Genomic DNA, 23006 nt, shown 5'->3' on the forward strand with positions numbered 1-23006 from the left:
TCAAATCATATCGGGTAAATACTATATGCCATCTTCAATAAAAATGCAAAATCCCGTCGGGATTGTCCAACAGGATTTTTATAAACTCTAGCCGTTCAAAATTTTCGATTAAGCATCTCACGCTTCGCACTTTCTTGTGTGAAAATATCCTCTCGGGGTACCATGCGTTTGGGAAGTGTGCGCCCTGCCATAATTTCTTTGGTAGCTTGCATCAGCTGAGGTCCAAGTAACGGGTTACATTCCACCACGGCATTAATCTGCCCGTCCGCCAAACTCTGCAGTGCTTTCCGTGAGCCGTCTACCGACACAATGATGATGTCTTCACCAGGTTTCAAGCCAGCATCCTGAATCGCCTGAATAGCACCAAAAGCCATCTCGTCATTATGCGCAAAAAGGACTTGTGGTCGCTCCTCTTCCCGAACCTGAAGAAAACCTTCCATCACTTGCCTGCCCTTGTTTTCTGTGAAATCAGCAGGGGCACTTTGCGAGAACAAGATCTGGGCTTTATCCCCTAAAATGCTTCGAAAGCCCTCTCCCCGCTGGATAGACGGCGTTGATCCACTTGTGCCCTGCAATTCAGCAATGCGAATCGTTCCTGGCATATTCCGTAGTCGATCCTGAATATACTTTCCGGCTTTCACACCCTCTTCATAGAAGTCCGAGCCGATCGTTGTTACAAACAGAGAGGTATCTTTAGCGTCAACGGACCGATCTACGATGATGACGGGAATTCCGGCTTGCTTCGCTTCCTGCAGAATGTCATCCCAGCCGGATTCCACCACGGGTGCAATAGCGATTACATCTACCTTTTGCTTGATAAACGAACGAACAGCCTCAAATTGTTTCGTCTGAGACTGCTCTGCATTTTTTATAATAAGGGTAATTCCAGATTCCTTGGCGGCATCCTGAATGGAGGTGGAATTGGCGATACGCCAAGCACTCTCCGTACCCAGTTGCGAAAAGCCCAATATAATGGGTTCTTTGGAAGGCAAGTTATATTCCGCTGATTGCATCCATTCTTCTAACGAGGGCAGGGATTCAACGTTTGAAGGGACAGGAAGAGGTTTGGACTCGGACTCAACCAGGGTGCAGCTTGAAAGACATAACAGTATCAGTAGCAGTACACACAACCAAATCGCATTTGTTTTCACCAATTCCCTCCCCCTCTAACATCATTTATACCAACCAAGTCTGCCAGCCTCTCACTACAATCTGATCTGACGTGCTTTTCTTAAATGTGTGTTGAGAAATTCAACTCGCCAATGGTTATAAAGTGGGTTAATGCAATGATTTGGCGGATACTCGCCGTTCACTGAGAAGTCGTTGGAATAAAATAAAGACAAACAGCATCAAACCGATCACAATTTTCGTCCACCAGGAGCTGAGCGTGCCTTCGAAACTAATTATAGTTTGGATAACCCCCTGGATCAATACACCAAGGAACGTGCCAGCTACGTAACCAACGCCACCCGTCAGCAATGTCCCCCCGATAACTACCGCTGCAATCGTATCCAGCTCCAGACCCATGGCGTGTAATCCATAACCCGACAACATATAGAATGTAAATACAACTCCTGCCAGTGCAGAACAAAAACCGCTGAAGGTATACACCAAAATTTTGGTACGGGCTACAGGTAGACCCATCAGCATGGCCGATTGCTCACTTCCGCCAATGGCATACACATTACGTCCAAAACGGGTGTAGTGGGCAAGGAAGATGGCAAGCAATAAGACGATCAGAGCTATGATTACATTAACGGAAACGAAGCTGCCTCCAGGTAACGGAATCTTGGCTTGTGCAACGTCCGTATAGAACGAGTTGGTAATCGTAATGGTGTCGGTACTGATGACATAACAGAGTCCCCTTGCCAGAAACATACCGGCGAGTGTCACGATAAAGGGCTGAATTTTAAAATAATGAATGATGGCTCCCATCAATGTGCCAAATACCGCACCCATTATGAGCACCATAGGAATGACCACGGTAGGCGACCAGCCTTGTTTTTCAACCAAACTCGCACTAATAATCGTGGTCAGTGCAATGACCGAACCCACGGACAGATCAATGCCGCCGGATACGATGACAAAGGTCATGCCAATCGCCGTCACAATGAGAAAAGCATTGTCAATCAACAGATTAAACAGTACTTGTGTGGAAAAGAAACCCGTGTAACGGAACGAGCCAATGGCAATCATAACAGCCAGTAAGCCAAAGGTGACCAGAACCGGGAGTAGCTTTCGATTAAGATACATGGCGATTCACCCCTTGTTCAGCTGGAAACTTCCGCTTTTTCAGGCGATCTGCCATGGTCTTGCGGAAAGCATCGGATTGGATTAGACATACGGCGAGCACAACAAAGGCTTTGACAACGAGTGTAACCTCAGGCGGTACACCAATCATGTAGATGGTTGTCGTTAAGGTCTGGATAATCAGCGCACCGACCACCGTACCCATCAGATAGAAACGTCCACCATTCAGTGAAGTCCCGCCGATCACGACAGCCAGAATAGCGTCCAGCTCATACCACAGTCCGGCATTATTGCCATCCGCACTGGATACATTGGAGCTGAGAATCAGTCCTGCAATCCCGGCACAGAGACCACAGAACACGTACACGGCAAGGATGACCGTTTTGGAACGAATGCCAGCAAGTTGGCTCGCCCGTGCGTTATTCCCCACCGACTCAATAAACAGCCCCAGTGCTGTTTTTCTCGTGAGAAGTACAGCAATAAGCAGTACCGTCAGTACGATGAAAATTGAGAAAGGTAACGCCGCAAGTGAACCCGCGCCAATGTACTGATATTGTGCATTGGACACCGTTATAATCTGTCCGTCGGTGATTAGTTGCGCAACACCTCGGCCAGCCACCATAAGAATGAGCGTTGCAATAATGGGTTGGATTCGAGCTACGGATACCAGCGCTCCGTTCCACACACCAAGAACAAGCGAAAGACCAATCGATAACGCAAGTGCACTCAGAACAAGCCAAAGTGAACTTTGATCTGTTCCTTTGCTGATCGTCATGCAAGCCATTGCCCCCGAGATCGCAACAATCGAACCTACGGACAGATCAATACCGCCGGTTGCGATGACCAGTGTCATACCTATGGAGACCAGAATCAGCGGTGCGCCGAAATTAAGAATATCGATCAAACTGCCATATAGATTGCCTTCACGTATCACAAGCGAGAAAAAATCGGGTGAATAAATCAAGTTAAATAATAAAAGTAAACCGAGCATACATAACGGCCAAAACAAATGATGTTTTCGCATCCTGCTCATCATGACGTCAACCTCCTGCCATCGCTTTCATAATTTGCTGCTGATTGATCTCTTCTCCACTGAGCTCTTTTACTTTTTTCCGGTCTCGCAACACCGCTACCCGGTCGCTAACCCGAATCACTTCTTCCAGCTCCGACGAAATAAACAGAACACCCATGCCTTGCTTCGACAATGAGAGCACCAGCTTCTGTATTTCCGCCTTCGCCCCGATATCAATACCGCGTGTAGGCTCATCCAGGATCAACAGATCGGGATTCATCAATAACCAACGCGCAAGCAATACTTTCTGCTGATTGCCACCACTCAGGTTTTTGATCAGCTGCTCCGGATTTTTAGGATGAATATGCAACAGATTGATGTATCTCTCCGCAAGCTCATCCTGCTTTTTGCGCGAAATAGGCTTCGACCAGCCCCGTGTCGCCTGATAGGCAAGAACGATATTCTCCCTGATCGTCAGATCGTCGATGATGCCTTCGGTTTTGCGATTCTCCGAGCAGAAGGCAATATGTTGGTCAATCGCATGCCGCGGTGACTTTACCGAGTTACCTGTATCTGCAACCGTCAGCTTGCCTTCGTCGGCACGATCTGCGCCAAAGATCAGACGAGCAATCTCCGTACGACCTGATCCGAGCAATCCAGCCAAACCCACAACTTCGCCCTTACGAATCGTTAAATCGAATGGGTCGATCGCTCCTTTTCGTCCCAATCCCGTTGCGGTAATCATAACCTCCCTTGCATCTGTCTCCACTTCTGTCTCTGACTTCCCTTCGATCGTTTGCTTAGGAAGATCCTCTAGTATTTCGAGTTCTTTGCCAATCATCTTGAGTACGAGTTCCATACGTGGAAGCGATGCAGCAATGTATTCCCCTTCGAGTTCCCCGTTGCGGAGCACGGTTAGGCGATCCGACATTTCGTACACTTGATCGAGGAAATGCGTGACGAACAGAATCGCCAGTCCTTCGCTTTTCAGCTTGCGCATAATCTGGAAAAGTTGCTGCACTTCATTTTTATCCAAACTGGAAGTGGGTTCATCTAAAATAAGAACTTTAGCCGAGATGCTAAGTGCTCTTGCAATGGCGATGAGTTGCTGTACCGCTACCGAATAAGACTGAAGAGGCGCTTTCACGTCGATGACCAGATTTAATCGTTCACGTAATAGCTTCTCCGCATCCTGGTTCATCTGTTTCCAATTGATTCGGCCATACTTCATCGGCTCCCGCCCGATATAGATGTTCTCCGCTACCGTCAGATTCGGACAAAGATTCACTTCCTGATATACCGTACTAATCCCCGCTTTTTGCGCCTCTAGCGGCCCTGATATGGCAAGCGTTCGACTGTCCATCGTCACCGTGCCTTCGTCAATCGAGTAAACCCCTGTCAGTACTTTGATCAACGTTGATTTTCCCGCGCCATTCTCACCCATTAATGCATGAATCTCACCTGGAAACAGGCGAAAACTGACGTCAGAGAGTGCTTTAACGCCTGGAAAACGTTTGGTGATCCCCGTCATCTGCAGGATCGGTGCGTGATGATCCTCCATATCCATCTCTCCTTTATTGTAGAAGCCGTTCGCATTCGAACGGCCATCCGATTGGGATAGAAAAAAGTCATTTAGCGACAGTGAGGTCGAAAAATGACTTTTCGGTGTTAACCGCAGCTGCTTTTAATATTGCCGTGATGGCAGTGCTTCTTTGGCTTGCTCCGATGTAAAGGTCGTTTCTTCCGTGACGATGCGCGGCTCAATCTCCTTGCCGTCCACCACAGCCTGAACCGCCTCCATCAACTGAGGTCCGAGCAGCGGGTTACATTCGACGATAAAATTGATTTTGCCATCGGCTGCTGCCTGCATACCGTCTTTCACCGCATCAACCGAGATAATGGTGATATCTACACCTGGTTTTAAACCGGCAGCTTCAATCGCCTGAATAGCACCAAGTGCCATGTCGTCATTATGTGCATAGAGAACGTCGATTTTTTTATGAGCTTTGAGGAAAGCCTGCATAACTTCTTTCCCTTTGGCACGTGTAAAGTCGCCGGATTGGGACGCGATCACTTTCAGCTTGGCATTGGAACCAATGATCTCCATAAAACCTTCCTGGCGATCATTCGCTGGAGCAGAACCTGTTGTACCTTGCAGTTCAACAATATTGATCTCTTCTTGTGCATCTTTATACTTATCGCTCAGCCACTGGCCTGCTTTACGTCCTTCTTCTACAAAGTCGGAACCGATAAATGTCTTATACAATGATTTATCCGGTGAATCTACGGCGCGGTCCGTCAGAATGACCGGGATGCCTGCATCCTTTGCTTCTTTTAAGACCGTATCCCAACCGGACTCCACCACCGGAGAAAAAGCAATCACAGTCACCTTCTGTTGAATAAAGGAGCGCAAGGCTTTGATCTGATTTTCCTGTTTCTGCTGCGCGTCCGAGAATTTCAGATCATACCCGGCTTCTTTGGCTGAGTCCTGAATGGATTTGGTGTTGGCTGAACGCCAGCCGCTCTCCGCTCCTACTTGAGAAAAACCAAGTGTAATCGTCTTGGAAGTCGCAGGTGCACTTCCGCTATCTCCTCCAGAACTCGCTTGATTTTTACCAGATGCCCCATTACCGTTGTTACACGCTGTACTTACAAGCATAACCATCGCCAGTGTGATGGCGAGTCCCCACTTTTTTTTGCTTCGCATCATGTGATCCTCCCTTTTTCAGTTCACCTTGTGTGGTGTGATCACATTATAAAACGCTTACATCATTTACTAACATGGAATGTGATGCGAATTTTATGTAATAATTTAGTAATTGTGGAGGACATGTCATATAAACGTGTAATTTTTTTAGTGAATGGTGTACTATTTTGCGATACGCTTTCATTGTTCAAATTCATGTTATAATAATGCTACCTTTAGATCCTGATTCCTTCAGATGGAGTGGAATACGTTGAAACTTGTTAGGTGGATAGCTTCAAGCCTCAGACTTAAATTACTCAGCATGTTTATCATCCTCAGTTCTGTACCGCTGATTATCGTTGGATTAATTTCGTACCACAAGTCATATACCGTTGTATCGAATCACAACAAAGCCTCCACCCAACTGGCTGCGGACCAGCTTGCCAGAAATATTGACATCATGTTTGAAGATACGGAGCGGCTACTAGAACTGGGCAAGAATCCACAAGTTCTACAGTATTTGTACGCACAATCCGAGTCGTATGGCGAAGCCAAGGCTATTTTACAGACCTACAATCTCTACCGTGAAACCTACAAATACGATAAGGTACTCAACATCTCATTTGTTAACTTCTATGGCAAAGGCATCAGCGAACGAAAAGGAGTATTCAAGCTGGAGCGTAACCCGCTTCGCAATCCCTATTTTCAGTATCTGGTACAGTACCCAAACGCTATTTTGCGAATTCCTCATGCTGCACCTTATGCTGAATATAACCGTTTGGATGGATTCGCGTACCCAAAAGAGAATGCGCTTTCAATTATGACAACCGTCAAGGAACGCATTACACATGAAGTCATCGGTTTTATTGTGATTGATATGAATGATTCATTCATTGATGATTTTTTGACAACGACGAAAATTAAAGATTCCGGCTTCTTCTATATTAACGATCAATATGGGAAAACACTTTTCACACCGCCTGCGGGCGAGGCGTCTCTCGCCATCATCAACCAGATCAATTCCGTGCCTCTACACGCAGAGCAAGACAGCTTCAACTTGTCCGCAGGCTCGAAACCGCAGTTTGTCGTATATAGTACATCCAGGCAGACGGGATGGAAAATCATCGGAGCTGCGCCTTTTCAGGAAATTATTACGGAGGCCAATGGCATTCGCCAGCTAATTATCATCAGTGTTTTATTAAGCGCATTTTTTGCGATTTCTTTATATTTTTTCCTGAATAACAGACTCATTCATCCCATACAAATTCTCATGAACAAGATGCGTAAAGCGGCTAGCGGATATCTGGAGGTAAAAGTCACCCCTACCGGTTCGGACGAAATCGCGGATTTAGGACAAAGCTTCAACATCATGCTGGAGAAAATTAAAACGCTGATTGACCAAAGCATCAAAGAAAATGAACAAGTCAAAATAGCCGAATTACGAACGTTGCAAGCGCAGATTAATCCGCATTTTCTATACAATACGCTGGAGTCCATCATCTGGATGGCTGAAGCCGAAAAAAAGGAAAGTGTGATCAAGCTGGTTCAAGCGCTCTCCAGGTTCTTTCGGTTGGGTCTGAACAAAGGCTTTGATTGGGTATCGATCCAGACGGAGCTTGAACATGCGCGCAATTATCTGGTAATTCAGCAGATGAGGTATCACGATATTTTGACATACGAAATCAAGGTCGAACATGAGCTTCAAGAGTATCCCATTCTGAAAATGACACTACAACCTCTAATCGAAAACGCCATCTATCATGGCATCAAAAACAAACGGGGTCAAGGACTCATCTCGATTCAGGGATACTCGGACGATACAAGCATTGTGCTCACGGTGCGTGACAACGGCATTGGTATGAACACCGAACAACTGACACAGTTGAGAGAAAAATTAGATCAACCTGCTGGTTCCCGTTCTCCTCAAGAAAATGAGCAAGACGGCGGGTTTGGTCTGCTGAATGTGCATGATCGCATTCGTCTCTATTTTGGCCCATCCTATGGTGTTGAGATGGAGAGCACGTATATGGAAGGAAGTACATTTCAGATTCGCATCCCCAAAAGCAAGGAGGTTCAGCATTGAAAAAGGTAATGATTGTCGATGATGAGATCGGGATTCGGGAGAATATACGCAACAGCGTACAATGGGAAAAGGAAGGTTTTCACTACTGCGGAGATGCACCGGATGGGGAGCTGGCTTTACCCTTAATCGAAGAATGGGCACCTGATATTCTCATTACCGACATTAAAATGCCGTTTATGAACGGTTTAGAGCTGGCCTCTATCATCCGTGCGCAAAAACCTCATATCAAGATCATTATTATGAGCGGACATGATGAGTTCAGTTATGCTCAGGAGGCAATCCGGCTTGGCGTTACTGAATATTGTCTTAAACCCGTCAGTGCAACAGAACTTCTTCAGATATTGCATGAAGTCAGTCAGAAGATGGATGAAGAAGAACAACGACTGACCAGTCTTACGATGACCAAAGAAAAATTGCTCGCCGATCTGTGCGGTGGGCTCATCGGTACATCGGATGCCATCGATTCTGCCAAAAAGCTCTCACTATCTCTTTCTGCCAAATTCTACACCATTGTCATTATGGATATCAGACCCCATGATGATTCTCAAAATTCGGAGTTATTATTAAATAAAACACTTCGGATTCTGGAGGAATGCTGTAGCGTTGATGTGGAACTTCTCTCTTACATTCGTAGCCGGACGGAACGGGTGCTGTTGCTTAAATCCAGCTCCGAAAACCGTATTATGGCTTATCTGGAACAACTTCGAGGACAGATACGTCTCGATCTGGAGCAACAGTTCAACTGCAGTGTCGTTATTGGCATTGGAAGTCATCAGGAACGCCTGCAAGGCATTCATGTTTCCTATCTGGAAGCGGATGAAGACAAATATATCACGCGTTTGACCCAGCAAAACAAAGCTTCGTTACGGGAGATTCACCTGGATGAGAAAATGAATATTTTGTTAGATCGCAGTCGATTTCTTGAATTTCTCAAGATTGGTGACCCCTATCTGCGTGACAGCTTTGTACAGGAATTCGCAGCTCCATTACAGTCGATGGACTGGAACTCTTCATCGTATGGCGTTTATTTGTTAAACGATCTTACCCTTGAATCCTTCCGTCTTGCGAATCAAATCTTTCGTATGGGCGCTGACCCGGACGAGAACATTCGGAGCTTGCAGCAGATGATCCGGGGAATTACAAGCTGGGAAGCCTGTACCCGATACTTGTGTGATCTGCTCGATCAATTATGGCAGCGAAGAGCAGCATCTTCTGGCAAATACAGTGATGTCATTGATCAGGTCAAAGCGTATGTGTCTGGGCAATACAATAACGAGCAGGTTTCCTTGAAGAGTATCTCAGCACATGTGCGTATTAGCCCAAGCCATCTCAGTAAAATTTTCAGCCAGGAAACCGGTCAGACCATAACGGAATACTTAACCCAAGTGAGAATCGGCAAAGCCAAAGAACTGCTGAAAACAACGAGCAACAAGACATTTGAGATTGCATTCAAGGTTGGATATAACGATCCACACTATTTTTCAAATATATTCAAAAAGACAACCGGATTTACGCCCAAGGAATATCGCACACGGGGGGCCGTGGTACCCGATGAATCATCTGTGGACATGAGAAAAGAGCCGATGTATGAGTAAGCTCCAAAGTGCTGGCTGGTTCTTGTTGTTAATCTTGCTTGCATCATCGATAACCTCTTGCACGAGAGCCCCTTCGAGTTCAACGATCCATTCGGATTCAGGTGATTCACATCCCAAAAATCAGGAAGTAAGCCAATATGTTGCTACAGCTGAGGAAGCATCCGCGTCCAAAAACAAAACCTTCGGAATCATCTATCCGATGACCTATCCGACATATGAGATGATCACAATGGATGCTACACAATCTGCTGAAAAACATCATGTGACGCTTACCGTCAACGCGCCAGACGAAGCAAGTACCGAACAGCAAATACGCATTCTGGAAAATATGATCAAACAACATGTTGACGGAATTGCCATCGCTCCTATTGATATTGCCGCGCTTACACCGGTCATTCATAAAGCTACGGCAGCAGGTATTCCGGTGATTACATTTGAATCGGATGCACCTTCCAGCGATCGAATGGCGTATGTTGGAGCGGATAATTATCTAACGGGCCGACAGTTTGCTCAGACCACAGCCAGGCTCCTGAATAATGAAGGCATGATTCTAGTCGAAAGTGGTATGGAAGAGATGGTTGGTCTACAGCAACGTCTGGACGGATTCATTGATTATATTCGTAATGACACTGACATCGAAATTTTGGAAGTCAGATACAATCAAGGCAATGAAGATCGAGCGGTCAACGATATTGAATCCATGATTGATGCACACCCCCATTTTAATGCAGTGGTGGGGCTGGATTTTGTATCCGTTTCCGCCTCTACCCTTGTTTGGAAAGCCAAAGGCTTGAACCGGCATCTAATCGCTTTCGGTGGCAATTCAATTAGTGAAAAAGGACTGTCAAATGGGCAGATATCAACCGTGATTTCGCAAAATGAGCAGGTATGGGGAACAAAAATTATTGAGACGCTGCTGCGTGCAAGCGAGGAACTTCCTGTTGAGAATTTTATTAATACCGGGATAAAGGAAATCAACCAAACTATACTTCCATCTGAATAGTAACGAATTGAAATCACCCTATAGAAATAGCCTTTCAGAGGGCTTCGCTATAGGGTGAAATTTTATCGAATCATGTAGAGAGTATTATCTTTTTTAAGACACTTCTGCAACGACTGAAGACCGCAAGCCCTCAATGAGGATAAATAACGTCAACGCTTGTCCATAGCCCATCGGACTAATCGGTATTTCTTTATAAAACTGGGCATCATGCCCTACAGGTGTTCCATAAGATACTTGCTGTACGACTCCGGTTTCATCAATATGCTGCAACACGGCTTCAAGCGCCCTCATCCCCGTATCAAGATAGGATTCATCCAGGTAGCCGTACCGGATTCCCTTGAGAATTCCGTATCCAAACGCCGCCGTTGCGGACGTTTCTTTATAGGAGTCTGGATCATCCAGTACCGTATGCCACATGCCATCCTCATGCTGCAGCTTGCTAAGTGCTCTGACTTGCGCAGTCGCTGTATCCAGCAGATAAGCCTTGAGCCCATCTTCAATGGGAATGATATTTAGAAAATCCATCACTCCGGCCGTATACCATGCATTTCCTCTTCCCCAATGAACAGCACCATAGTTATGGTTTTCATTGAAATCCCAGCCGTGATAGAATAATCCGGTTTGTTTATTGTACAGATATTTAATATGCACAAGGAATTGCCGCTTGGCTTCTTCCACATAGGCTTGTTTCTTAAAGTGCACTCCGGCTTTGGCCAAAAACAACACCGTCATAAAAAGGGTATCAATCAGAATCTGTCCGTCATTTGCATCTCCCGTGATCATATGCTGAAACGCACCATCTCCGGTCCGTAGCAGTTCATCCATAATCCAGCTGCTCCATTCTTCACAGACACGTTCGTACTCATTGTTTCCGGTCAGCTGGCTTAGTGTCATTAAAGTAAGCAACGGTGCACAGGTATTCACATTTTTCTCGGGTAGTCCCTCCATCAGCCTGGCATCATACCAGGATTCAAGAAAACGAAGCACTTCAGCATCGTTGGTTGCTTCATAGAGCTGAAGGAGACCGTAAAGTCCGACCCCTTGAGGCCATTCCCATAGATGAATGTCGATCAGTCCAATGGGAAACTGTTCGTTGATGCTTGTGTTTTTCATCGATTTCATCGCACCTGATACCTTGCTTATTTTCTCCATAAGCATATCTTGATTCAGCATGATTGTTTCACTCCCCAGATTTTATTGCACACGATTCAACGTTTGATGTTATCTAGATGCAACTGTCCCATAACACCATGACCTGCATGTACGATTTCCTCTCCTTTGACAAATAAAGGTTTGTTCATTCCCCACTGAACGGAACCGTATATCGGATCGGTCAGGCTAAGCGTCAGAGAAGTACTGTCGAATTGCGGGCTGGAAGAACGAACTTGGTCTATAAAATGGCTAAATGATCCGAATTGCGATTCATTGCCTGCTCTGATAATCCAGGCATTACGCAATCCGGGGGAAACAAGCTCACGCTCTCTGGTCACTCCGTTCTTCTCCATGCTCGTTCCATTCGCTGCATATAGAGCCACATACCCTTTATTCAGACAGCCAAAATACCAATTCTCATGTTTCTCCCATGTTGTGAAAAATGACGTAGGAAAATAAGCATGTGTCCAATCCGAAGTATGCGTTGCCGGAATATCAAACATCATCAAAGCGATCGCTTCATGCTGAACAACGTCAGGCAAAATACCATTTCCAGCCCAGAAACAAGGCCTGCCATCCCCATGTTTGTATATCTCTGCGGGATGATTCACCCATACCTGCGCCTCTGGCGACAGGGACAGATGGTTGACATGTTCCTGATAACCTGGCTTGCCTGGTCTAAAGTTTATAATGGAGGACAAAGCGTACTCCGCTGTTCGATAATGATAGAGTTTGGCATACCCTCCCTTGCCCTGCTGATTGGTAAACGTTAGCTGTTGATTTTCCTCAAGCAACAGATGTTCCTGATAAGCCGCAGGAGGGATATAATCGGATAAACTTAGAGCCACGTTACTAATCGAATAATTGTTCACATGACCGACACCATAACCGATCCAGCACATGGACGTTGTCCCCGCGGCATAACTCCCCAGCAATTCCTTCTCGTAGCTACGGCCAAACGTGGTTGACATCACCTCTTGATGCATCTGAATCGTAATATAATAAAATAACAAATCCATTGCTTTTTTCGCTTGCTCTCTAAGTTGTTCATTCTGAGCAAACTCGTAAATATGCAAGAGTCCAACGGCATCAATGGGAATGTACGCACTAGAATTCCATTCAGCCAATCCTTCTTCCATAAAGCGTTCAAACCATAAAGCAAGCCGCTGCTCTGCCTTCTGACGATGTACTTCACCGGTTTCACCACTATTCGTGAACATTTCTTCCCCAAACAATTGCCCCGCTAACAGTTCATTCGTATGGAACAACAAAGCATGATTCTCACTGAAAAACCACATCACATCATCGCCAGGTTCATCGATCCAATACCGATAATTCAGGATACTTGCTTTTACCCGCTCCCAGAATGCTTCACTGAACAACCCGCTATCTCGTTCATCTCTCCATAGCCGGAACAGCCCTACGAGATAAAAATCACTACAATCCTTCCGCTCTTCAATGCCCTCCACACCTTCTAACAACATGGTCTCCGCGTCTTGCACATTGCCATTTGTTTTTAGCATAGCGATCGCTGTGTGAATGTTAGAGCTACCCTTCTCGGCAATACACTTCAGAGCCAGCAATTTGCGGGCTTCAATATCCTTGGCTTGTTGAGCAGCCTCATCATATCGGGTATCGTAGGATTGGCAGCCAAACTTTTTGGTGACGACTACGTTTGAAACCGAAAGGGTCAGCGTGAAATAGACGTAATGATGTCCAATTTCATTGGTATGTCCCAGAACCAGCTCCGCTTCCTTCTCGGCGATCTGTATCGTCTTATTTTCGGTGCCATCAAAGAAATTGCCATACTCAACACGCATCTCTCTAATGATATCTGGCAAGGAAAGCGGAAGCTTCAGTTTAATCTGTTCGCCTTTAAAAATATCCGAAGGAAAGTAAGCTTGTTCCAGAGCACGCTCGGCGGATCGCACAGGCTCTACCAAATGGGAAGCAATAGGCAACGAAACTTGCAATTCTTCTTTTCCAAGGTATTCTAAGGCAAAAGCATACATCGTATCTCGTTCAGCCAGATCCTCCCAGCAGGCATAAATCTCATTGATTCCGGCTACAAGATCGGCTTGAATCACGATTTCCTGCTCCTTGTTACGAACAAGTGGCGCAAAATCCGTGACCTGTTCTCCATTGATCCACAGTGTCAGGCTTCCATACGTTTTGATTCGGAATGACGCCTTATGAGCGGTTGGAGAGACCAGACGTGTCGCGGCATAGCTACGTAGATGAGTGGGTACAAACCAGAAACCTGATTTCTCTACTCGCGGATTACCCCAGGGAGAATAAATCTCCCATGGCTTTTCACCCTGTTCTCCACGAAATCGATCTCCCGGACTCGGGAACTCACTCCATTGATCGAAAAATCGGGATACAGGCTGTGATCTTCTATGTTCAACAAACTCCTGCCTGCACGGGTTTTCGTGAATAGCAAATCCATCGATAAGCCAATCATTAATATCTCCCTCCATCGTTGTTGGAACAAACGCAACAGGCTCCGTATATATACCATTGATCAACCAATGATTGATCACTTGATCTCCGCCTAGTTTCATCGGCTTGTAATTTAAAGTTTCCGTCCCGCCCTGGGTGGATTCTATCATTTAACTCATCCTTTCATCCCTGAAGTAATCATACCGCTGACAAAATAACGCTGGAAAACCATAAATACAATTAAGACCGGAAGCATCGTAATAACGGACATCGCAAGCAGGCTTCCCCAATCGACATTGTATTCCCCAATAAAATTAGAGAGCGCCAGCTGAATGGTGTATTTGGATGGATCACTGATTGCAATTAACGGCCATACGAAATCATCCCATCTCCACATAAAAGAAAAGATCGCAAGTACAGCCAGAATGGGCTTGGCTATCGGAAGAATAATGCTCCAGTAAATTTTCCATTCGCCAGCTCCATCCATACGAGCCGCTTCTAACAACTCATCCGGTACGGTCAGCAAATATTGCCGCATAAGGAACACACCTGTCGGCGTTGCTGCAGGCGGAATGATGATGGCAAGCAGGCTGTTATATAAACCAAGTGCACTTAGCACTTTGAAGATTGGGATCATAATGACCTCAATCGGGATCATAAGTGTTGAGATAAAAGCAATAAGTATAATGGAGCTTCCACGGAAGCGATATTTTGCGAGTGCAAACCCTGCCATGGAATTGATCAATAACAGCAATAACGTTGAAGATATCGTGACGATCGTACTATTCATAAAATACAAGCCAAAATCACCTTTTTTGAATGCCGCCTTAAAATGTTCGAAGGTCACTGGATCTGGCCACAATTTAGGAGGAAAGCTGTATAGATCGCTATTGGTTTTCAGAGCAGAGATCACAACCCATAGTACAGGCAGGAGCCATAACACTGCAGCCACACTCAATATACTGTAGATTGCAATTTTGGCCATAGGTTTCATCACCATCAGACAGCTCCTCCTTTCGATAAGCGGAATTGAAGCGCCGAGAAACCGCCAATAAGTATAAACAAAATAACGGACATGGCACTGGCCAGACCTAATTCCTGCCTGTTAAATCCAATCTCATAAATGTATTGAACAATAAAGGTCGTCTCTTTACCTGGCCCACCGCCTGTAAGCGCAAACATAAGTGGGAAGGCTTTAAACGCGTCAATCAGACAAAGCATAACCACGAGTAAACTTGTCGGCTTCAGTAGTGGTAAGGTAATATAACGAAAAACTTTGGTGCCCGTTGCTCCATCCAAGCGAGCGGCCTCATAATAATCTGTGGGTATAGCTTGTAACCCCGCAATAAAAATGACCATGAAAAATCCTGCTCGTGACCATACCGTCGCTACAATAACGGCCGTATTGGCCCAGAAAGATGAAGTTAGAAAGCCTACGGGTTCTGCACCTGCCATCGTTAACAGATGATTCAGAATGCCGAAAGAATCTCCGAAAATCCACTTCCAGGTTAAACCTACAATGATAAAGGAAATCATGGTCGGCCAGTAAAAGATAGCTCTGAAGAAACCGCGCATCCGAATCTCACGCGCTAGCAACAACGCAATGCCTAAAGCCGTTGCATAAATTAACGGAACAACAATGACAGCATAAACGCCTGTTCGTCCTATGGTTGACCAGAACTCCTGATCCGTCAGAATCTTCATATAATTGTCCAGCCCATTAAACTTCATCGGATTCAACCCATCATAGACATGGAATGAATAGTACAGCCCCAATAAAGAGGGAAAGACAATAAATGTACTAAAGATCAGGAGATTCGGAAGTATGAACAGATACGGAGCAATAACGAGTTTCCTGTTCTGTTTGGTCAATGTTTTATGATTTGTTCGCTGTGCTTCACTCATCTGCGTGCCCCTTCCTTATAAATTAAACGAAAGGGAGGCCTAACTGGAATCGCTAAGCCCCCGGTTGTGATGAACATTTGGCTTTACGTTTAACTTTGTGTTTGGTTTAGACCTTATTGACTGGCAATGGCTTCATTGATCTGCTTAGCCATCTGATCCAATGCATCCTGCGGGGTTGCTTTATCGGATAACACGTCCATAATATGATTTTTCAAATCCGTAGAAATCTTGGATATAAGCGTTTGTCTGGACCAATCATTCGCTGCAAGCGGCGAACTGTTTTTCAGTTCATCCGAGAAAACTTCAAACATCTCCTTGCCAAATTCATAATTCAGTGTGGAACTGTCCTTCCTTGGACTCATGAACAAGGACTCCTGATTATATTTGGAATTCACTTCCTTGGACGTCAAATATTCAATAAACTTTGCAGCTTCCTCTTCCTGTCCGCTGCCCTTAAAGGCCATAAGGAACTTCCCTCCGGGTACGGAAGAACGCTGCGTTCCTTTTGGCATGTAGGTGACACCCCATTCGAAGTCGGTAATATCCTTATAATTGCTAATCATCCAGTTGCCAGCCCAGTGCGCCGCTACCGTTCCGGAACGGAACAAGTTGTTCGGATTTTCTCCACCCAGCCATACCGATTCAGGCATGATACCCTCTTGATGAAGCTGTTTGAACATCTCCATGGAGCGAATTCCAGCTTCACTGTTAATCGCCGCAGCACTGCCATCCTCTGTCAAGATGCTTCCGCCATTCTGGTACAACAGCGTAGACCACCGGTGGGGAGTGACATCCCAAACCATGCCATACCGTGCTCCGCCTTTGTCCATCACCTGCTTTAATGCAGCGATATATTCATCCCAAGTCCATACTTCATCTGGAGAAGTTGGCACCTTGACACCGGCTTTATCAAACAAGGTTTTGTTATAAATCAATCCATTTGCTGTAACATCCATCGGTGCGGCTACCAGTTTGTTATCCATAACATAGTAAGGTTTAAGCGAGTCGATAAATTGATCTTGGAATTGTTCCGCATTCTGTACATAAGGGGTAAGATCAACAGCCTGATTGGCAAAAGACCCCGTATCCGTCACCCGGCTCAAGGCTGGTGGTTTACCTCCGGATAACATCGTTTTCAACTTGGTTTGAATATCCTTGAAGCCGACTTCAATCAGATTGATTTTTACGTTAGTATTACTTTGCTCGTATTCCTTAATGACCTCCTTGATGACTTCTCCTTCTTTCCCATCAGAGAACCATAAGAAATCAAGAGATTTTTGTTTCCCATTAGCGTTGTTACCTGCATCTCCACAAGCACTCAGCAGGATGAGCACCGCTGTCAGTAACGCGCTGATGCTCATCTTAAACCATGTTTTTCTTGTCATTTTAACCTCTCCTTAAGAAGAATTAATGATTTTGGGATACATGAAGCAATTCGTTTTTACGGAACAACTGTGGAGAAACACCGACGTATTGTTTGAATGCTCTGCTGAAATACACAGGCGTATTGAAGCCTAATGTCTCGGATATAGACAAAATCGGTGCATCGGTAGATAGCAACAGCTTTTTGGCCTCTGCCACCCTTTTTCGTATGACATAATTGCTGATCGTATATCCCGTTGTTTCTTTAAAAGAATGACAAATATAATATTTATTCAAATGTAGCGTTTTGGACAGTTCATCCAGCGAAACGTTCTCCGCATAATTTTGGTTCAAATAATGAAGAACCCGGCTCACACTGGACTGCTTCTGTGAGGAAATCAGAATCGGATCGACAGATTGCTCCGTAGTCATTTTTCGATAAATCCGCAGTAGCAACTGAGTAAGAATCAATTTAACCATCGTTTTGCATCCCGCACTTCGGGCATCCATCTCCTCTTTAATCCCTTTAAATGTACTTGAGATGTATTCACGCTCCTCCGGGGACCAATGTACCAATAAACCGTCGGGGTGACGGAAAATAGACATCAGATTTTCTAATTGACTAAGTTCGAGCATATCTAATAGCAATATTTCCGTAAAATTAACAAAACTTCGCTTGTACACAATCTCTCTCGAAGGATTAATTCGATGAGGAACTCCACCTCTGAAAATAAACATATCCCCGGGCTTCGGCTTATAGATTCGATCACCGATTAAGAAGGTTGCATCCCCTTGGATGAAATAATGAATCTCATACCCGTTATGTGTATGAATGGGCCATTCATCCTGAAAATTGTCAGCTTCTGAGCGCACATAAACTTCATTTTCCTGCAATGCCATATTCGTCGGGGTGTGTATAGTTAACATCAATAAAGATCTCCCTTCTCTGAATACAAATAGCAATATAGTTTAATCATTTGTAATGATAGCGCTTTACAATGAATTGTATCACAGATATTTCGAACTAATATGAACTATATTGCTGTATTGTTGATCACAATTGTTGCAAATGATTCCAAAGGATCTCAACCATCTAAATGCTGGAAATAAAAAACACGCCATAGCTCTTAGTCTACGACGTGGTTGATCAACCATTATTGAATATTACCTCCCGGTTTGTTTCCTGATGTTATCCTTCTTTATTAATTTATCAATAATCAGACCCAATGCTGTCCAAAAGAGTAGATGTAATCCACAAATGAGAGGTTTAAACAAGTACGTTGTCTCCGGGTTCATATTGATGCCTGTTAGCCAGCGGTTTAATAGTGGATTGAATGGATTCGTTAAATATATCAAAATGTTTTTATCGTCATTGCCCGTTAGGTTATTGAAACATACCAGTAATGAGAAAAGGACTAACCAAAAGGTCAGCCTTTTGAATATGTTCATCTTCGTCTGTCCCTCCTCTCCAAACAAGTTGAGGCTCATCAGCTCAATCCATCATAAAGACGTTATTCAAACCCTTTATATGCCAAATTTCAGAGCTCGAACAACCTCACCATCGATAAGTTGCTCACTGATCCGCTGAAAACCAAGAGATTCGTATAAGGCGCCGGCAACGTGATTATCAGGCCTATGTCCAATTAGAATGCGTTTGCAGTTTAGTGTCTTTTGCATCCTTTGAATCAAAGCACGAAGCGCTTCTTTTCCATATCCTCTACCCTGATATTTACTATCAATCATCAAAGCAGGCAGCCAATAATCACCCTCGTCATGCTCTTGATCGGAGTATACTGCAAAACCTACCAAATCTAAGTCCTTGTAGATGGCCACGGGTTGAAAGTCAGTGACAAACCTGGACTCAGCCAACCAATATACCACGGGTGCAGGGAACGCCTTTTTCTGTTCTTCACTTACCTGTAATTGAGTACAAGCAAACCAATCATCCATCGAAACCGGTCTCACCTGAATAGTCATTTAAAGATCCTCCTAATGGTTTTCTTCGTTTTATAATGCACATATTCAACTGTTTACTCATACTGCATCACTCCTTCCACATAGGCTTAGGTATTTCGGTTTGATTCATCTCGCTATTCATTTACACTAAAGTTCGTATGAAGCGTCCATTCTAATCTTCGCAACCATTCCTTCTGTACATCCGGGTGGGCATTCTTGATGCGGTTCATAATCTGTATTACTTTGGATGTGGCGTAAGATCGGATTAAATCATGTGATATTTGGATATTTGTATGTTCTGTATATGTACTTAAGAAGGCTCCTGACAGTTTCTTCGCCATATCAGGATAATGTAAATGCACAAACCAGACAACCCATGCCACATCAAATAACGGGTTCCCCCAGCCTGCCCACTCCCAATCCAAAATGAACAAGGAATCGTGACCAAACATTACATTATGAGGCCCATAATCCCCGTGAATCAGAGTTTGTTCCCCATGATCAGGAGTGCTTAACACTTCATTTGCCATGCTCATGATTCCGGTGGGGATGAACTCAAGTCCATCCACAGCAACAGCGGATTTCATGATAACGGGCAACTCCGTGTCTGTGTCTTTATTGTCTCGTTTGACGGAGTGCACCTCTTTGGCAAGATATTTACCCAGTTGCTCATACATTCTCCTGTCTTGTTCAAGTCCATCTTGATCCAAAATTGTCTGTGCATTTACGCCCGGGAAATAGTCCATCATTACAAATAGCCGTTCATCCTGTTCAAAAAAATCATACACTCGCGGAGTCACCCCAGAATGAGTTAACAGCCTCAGTGCATTTATTTCTGTCTTTGCATCTGCGTTATTCACATGATAGATTTTGGCAACCCTCTTCATGTCTGTTCCCTCAAGTAAGAGGGTCATATTCGTATAACCGCCAGTTAATTCGACGATTTTTACATTGAGGAATCGAGTTAACAAGATGTCATGTATCATTTTAGGATTCCTTCTTTCTTATTTCCATTAAGTGCTATTCACTATTGCATGCTTAAATCTGATCTCCGATCTCAACAAGAGTAGAACTATGTTTAGTCAGTTCAGGGAACTCAAAAGATTTGTTAGCCACCATTACTTCCCGAACAGCTCCTAAACCTTCCGACTTCCAGATCGAATAAATATATTTGGAAAAGGCATATCCATTCAAGACGTACCCGCTATCTTGTAGCTGTCTGAACAATTTCGCACTTTCTTCAGACTGTTCAATATCCGCTAGAATACAAGCCAGATTGTTTAGCGCAATGTGAATATCTCTCTGTGATATTCTGCTCGAATTCACATCTTCCCAACTGCCGACAACTTCTTCTTTTTTCATTGGCTCTAAGGAAGCCCAATCGATGTGATCTATTAAATGCATCGTTTCATGCATAAGTAAATCTACTTCTTTTTCATTCCTGGAGTGATACAAATAAGCTAGACGCTCCCCAGAGACAACGACAAAGCCTGTGTAGAATCAGAAACGACCCAATGGTACTGTTCAGGGGGGAGAATCTGCTTCCCCCATTCGAAAAATGCCAAATGATTGGCATAAAGTGGCTCCGGATCTCTTAAAAGGGCATAACCATCTGAAATATTCCAGTATACCCAGCCTCGTTCATTCACAGCTAGTTCGCCGGATTGTTCATATTCTTTCAATAAGTTGATCATCCCCTGATGATCGCCTCGAGCGACTGTTTCCTGAAAAGCATGAACGATACTCTTCCTCATCTTCATCCTCCGTCCCTCATAGCCCTTACAATGGCTTCGTGCCGCAAGCAGTAATAAAATTCATCATGGCATAGGCTTCTGGTGAATGATTTATAGCTTCGAAAGCTCGCTCTAACTGGGCAAACTCCTCCCGGCTAATGATACCCTTTTCAACAAAATGTACAAAACGCTGGAGATTAAATTGTTGCTTGAAACCCTCCATCCCGATGATGTCGCTGTGTTGAACAACCGCATCGATGTCAACATCAATGTATCCACTCTCAGAGAGGAGCCGCGGCAAACTTCTGCCAATTAACCGATTCCCACCATGTTGGGCTACATAGCCCGCGATTTTCATTAATACGGTATATAGCGCCGGTATATCTGGATTCACTGCGCCAAAAACACCATCGTCAACATCAATAATGGCCAGCCGGCCACCAGGCTTGAGCACACGATAAATTTCTTGCGCAGCTTCGATCGGATTGTTCAGGTGAAGAAAGATCAGCCTAGCCACCACAAAATCAAATGAATTATCCGGCAGGTCCATCTGATAAATGGAAGATTCCACAAATTGCAGTCGCTCCGAAGAAACGTCCTTCAGCCGTTCTTTGGCTTGCGCTTGTAACGTACGATCTATCTCAAGCGAGGTAATCTCACTGCCCGGTAGACTGTTCAATAATTGTTCCGTGATGTAGCCGGGTCCGCTTCCGACCTCTAGTACACGCATTCCATTTTTGAGCCCATACCACGCCAGATTACGAAATTCTTTGGACCATCCCATGCCGGCTTGCATCTTTAACCTCTCTAATTCAGCTTCGAAACTTAATACTGCGGTTTGGATATTGTAAGTTGAACGCGGGTCAGTCATATTCCTTTTCCTCCTCTTGATTAAAATGATAGAACCTGTATTTTTACACTTTTTTTCTACCTAAAAAAAGAGCGACCTTGTGATGTTTGTCTATCATTCCGCCTGTATGATCTATTGAACGTTTAATTCTCTCCAAAAGCTCACTCCGAACATCTTCAGAGAGTTGCTGATGCTTGGAATTTGTATTTAAAAGTGCGACATATTCATCGCTCGAACAGGACTGTATCCAGTTATATTCCTTGACCTTAATGTCTGTGAACAAGCCCGAAAGCTCCGTTATTTCTTTGCGCTCCTGAATGACTTCATCAGGCGAAGGATATTGAGAATCATCCAAATGAGGGGCTAGCGCAATGTAATGCGCACGGATTTCTCGATGCAGCTGGTCGTAGCCAGGAACATGAACTGTCCAAAAAAAACCTATGCATCCCTCATCCTCAAGCACTTCCCAGGCCCTGCGGTAGCCGATCTCTGGATCAATAAAATGAAAGGCTGTGCCTGACACCATCAACTTGAAAAGCTTTCCTCCATCATTCCATTCCTCAAACGAAGTGTTGATCACTTGAATGGATGGATACGATCTGAATTTATCTGCGGTAAACTGTGCCAAATTGCTACCTAATTCAATACACGTAATGTTGGTGTAGTCCTTACTCACCAAACCACCAGTGGCCTGCCCTGTTCCGCAACCAACTTCAAGAATGGAATCTTGCTTATCAAGCTTCGCATATGTAAAAATATCATCAAACATTTCGCTCGGATAGACAGGTCTGTAACGCTCATATTCACTCACTACGAGATTAAATGTTTCCTTGTTTTCCATGGTATCCGCCTCCATTTTGCTAACATTATTTTCCTCGTTTTCATTGACTAAACTTACCATATTTTATTATTGTTGAACATATCAGAATAAACCTCTCAATAATGGAATGATCCTGTTTCTAGTTCACCAGTTACTA

General features: G+C 44.5%; 20 protein-coding genes. 3 read left to right on the plus strand and 17 right to left on the minus strand.

Features of this window, described 5'->3' with window-relative positions; genetic code table 11:
- Window positions 1-95 precede the first annotated feature (95 nt).
- From MHI38_RS28110 to MHI38_RS28130, 5 genes are all read right to left on the minus strand, one after another.
- The gene (locus MHI38_RS28110) at window positions 96-1151 is read right to left on the minus strand and encodes a substrate-binding domain-containing protein (RefSeq protein ID WP_154886261.1); all 1056 of its coding nucleotides are present in this window, start codon (window positions 1149-1151) and stop codon (window positions 96-98) included.
- A 127-nt stretch (window positions 1152-1278) separates the two neighbouring features.
- Complete coding sequence (gene yjfF, locus MHI38_RS28115) at window positions 1279-2253, minus strand: galactofuranose ABC transporter, permease protein YjfF (protein WP_154886262.1); 975 nt, start codon at window positions 2251-2253, stop codon at window positions 1279-1281.
- Complete coding sequence (locus MHI38_RS28120) at window positions 2243-3283, minus strand: ABC transporter permease (protein ID WP_341181972.1); 1041 nt, start codon at window positions 3281-3283, stop codon at window positions 2243-2245. Before MHI38_RS28120 ends, yjfF begins: the two co-directional genes overlap by 11 nt.
- Window positions 3284-3290: 7 nt before the next feature.
- Window positions 3291-4823: a sugar ABC transporter ATP-binding protein gene (locus MHI38_RS28125; protein ID WP_154958858.1), complete on the minus strand. Its 1533-nt coding sequence runs from the start codon at window positions 4821-4823 to the stop codon at window positions 3291-3293.
- A gap of 123 nt (window positions 4824-4946) precedes the next feature.
- On the minus strand, window positions 4947-5969 hold the full coding sequence (locus MHI38_RS28130; RefSeq protein ID WP_154887369.1) for a substrate-binding domain-containing protein: 1023 nt from the start codon (window positions 5967-5969) through the stop codon (window positions 4947-4949).
- Between the two features lie 250 nt (window positions 5970-6219).
- On the opposite strand from MHI38_RS28130, the gene MHI38_RS28135 reads away from it, so the two are divergent.
- From MHI38_RS28135 to MHI38_RS28145, 3 genes are read left to right on the plus strand one after another with little or no spacing between them, the layout of a single operon-like run.
- Entirely contained in the window at window positions 6220-8031 is a 1812-nt protein-coding gene (locus tag MHI38_RS28135; RefSeq protein WP_090920897.1) for a cache domain-containing sensor histidine kinase, read from the plus strand.
- Window positions 8028-9626: a response regulator transcription factor gene (locus MHI38_RS28140; RefSeq protein ID WP_341181973.1), complete on the plus strand. Its 1599-nt coding sequence runs from the start codon at window positions 8028-8030 to the stop codon at window positions 9624-9626. The genes MHI38_RS28135 and MHI38_RS28140 overlap by 4 nt, the downstream gene beginning before the upstream one ends.
- Window positions 9619-10629 carry a sugar ABC transporter substrate-binding protein gene (locus tag MHI38_RS28145; protein WP_339838257.1) on the plus strand — a complete coding sequence of 337 codons (1011 nt, stop codon included), beginning with the start codon at window positions 9619-9621 and terminating at the stop codon, window positions 10627-10629. The genes MHI38_RS28140 and MHI38_RS28145 overlap by 8 nt, the downstream gene beginning before the upstream one ends.
- Before the next feature lie 93 nt (window positions 10630-10722).
- Here the strand turns inward: MHI38_RS28145 and bglB are convergent, their stop codons facing one another.
- The 12 genes from bglB to MHI38_RS28205 all read right to left on the minus strand — a co-directional run bounded on the left by bglB (window position 10723) and on the right by MHI38_RS28205 (window position 22870).
- A complete protein-coding gene (gene bglB / locus MHI38_RS28150) occupies window positions 10723-11802 on the minus strand; it encodes a beta-galactosidase BglB (RefSeq protein ID WP_339838254.1) in 1080 nt (359 codons plus the stop codon).
- 35 nt (window positions 11803-11837) lie between these two features.
- Window positions 11838-14393 (minus strand): hypothetical protein, encoded by a 2556-nt coding sequence (locus MHI38_RS28155; protein WP_341181974.1) that lies wholly within the window; start codon window positions 14391-14393, stop codon window positions 11838-11840.
- Window positions 14394-14398: 5 nt separating this feature from the next.
- Window positions 14399-15223, minus strand: a complete 825-nt coding sequence (locus tag MHI38_RS28160) for a carbohydrate ABC transporter permease (protein ID WP_154886269.1) — start codon at window positions 15221-15223, stop codon at window positions 14399-14401.
- Window positions 15223-16128, minus strand: coding sequence for a carbohydrate ABC transporter permease (locus MHI38_RS28165; protein ID WP_339838247.1), 906 nt, complete (start codon window positions 16126-16128; stop codon window positions 15223-15225). Before MHI38_RS28165 ends, MHI38_RS28160 begins: the two co-directional genes overlap by 1 nt.
- 113 nt (window positions 16129-16241) lie before the next feature.
- Window positions 16242-17513: an ABC transporter substrate-binding protein gene (locus tag MHI38_RS28170; protein WP_339838244.1), complete on the minus strand. Its 1272-nt coding sequence runs from the start codon at window positions 17511-17513 to the stop codon at window positions 16242-16244.
- Between the two features lie 22 nt (window positions 17514-17535).
- Entirely contained in the window at window positions 17536-18417 is an 882-nt protein-coding gene (locus MHI38_RS28175) for an AraC family transcriptional regulator (RefSeq protein ID WP_154983809.1), read from the minus strand.
- 597 nt (window positions 18418-19014) lie between these two features.
- Window positions 19015-19467: a GNAT family N-acetyltransferase gene (locus tag MHI38_RS28180; protein ID WP_341181975.1), complete on the minus strand. Its 453-nt coding sequence runs from the start codon at window positions 19465-19467 to the stop codon at window positions 19015-19017.
- 113 nt (window positions 19468-19580) lie between these two features.
- Complete coding sequence (locus MHI38_RS28185; protein ID WP_341181976.1) at window positions 19581-20432, minus strand: phosphotransferase family protein; 852 nt, start codon at window positions 20430-20432, stop codon at window positions 19581-19583.
- A 52-nt stretch (window positions 20433-20484) separates the two neighbouring features.
- Window positions 20485-20850: a hypothetical protein gene (locus tag MHI38_RS28190; RefSeq protein ID WP_341181977.1), complete on the minus strand. Its 366-nt coding sequence runs from the start codon at window positions 20848-20850 to the stop codon at window positions 20485-20487.
- 56 nt (window positions 20851-20906) lie between these two features.
- On the minus strand, window positions 20907-21200 hold the full coding sequence (locus MHI38_RS28195; protein WP_341181978.1) for a hypothetical protein: 294 nt from the start codon (window positions 21198-21200) through the stop codon (window positions 20907-20909).
- Window positions 21201-21225: 25 nt separating this feature from the next.
- Entirely contained in the window at window positions 21226-22050 is an 825-nt protein-coding gene (locus tag MHI38_RS28200; RefSeq protein ID WP_341181979.1) for a methyltransferase domain-containing protein, read from the minus strand.
- Between the two features lie 43 nt (window positions 22051-22093).
- On the minus strand, window positions 22094-22870 hold the full coding sequence (locus MHI38_RS28205) for a class I SAM-dependent methyltransferase (protein WP_341181980.1): 777 nt from the start codon (window positions 22868-22870) through the stop codon (window positions 22094-22096).
- Window positions 22871-23006 lie beyond the last annotated feature (136 nt).

The organism is Paenibacillus sp. FSL K6-1558, from assembly GCF_038002565.1.
Taxonomy (GTDB): Bacteria; Bacillota; Bacilli; order Paenibacillales; family Paenibacillaceae; genus Paenibacillus; species Paenibacillus polysaccharolyticus.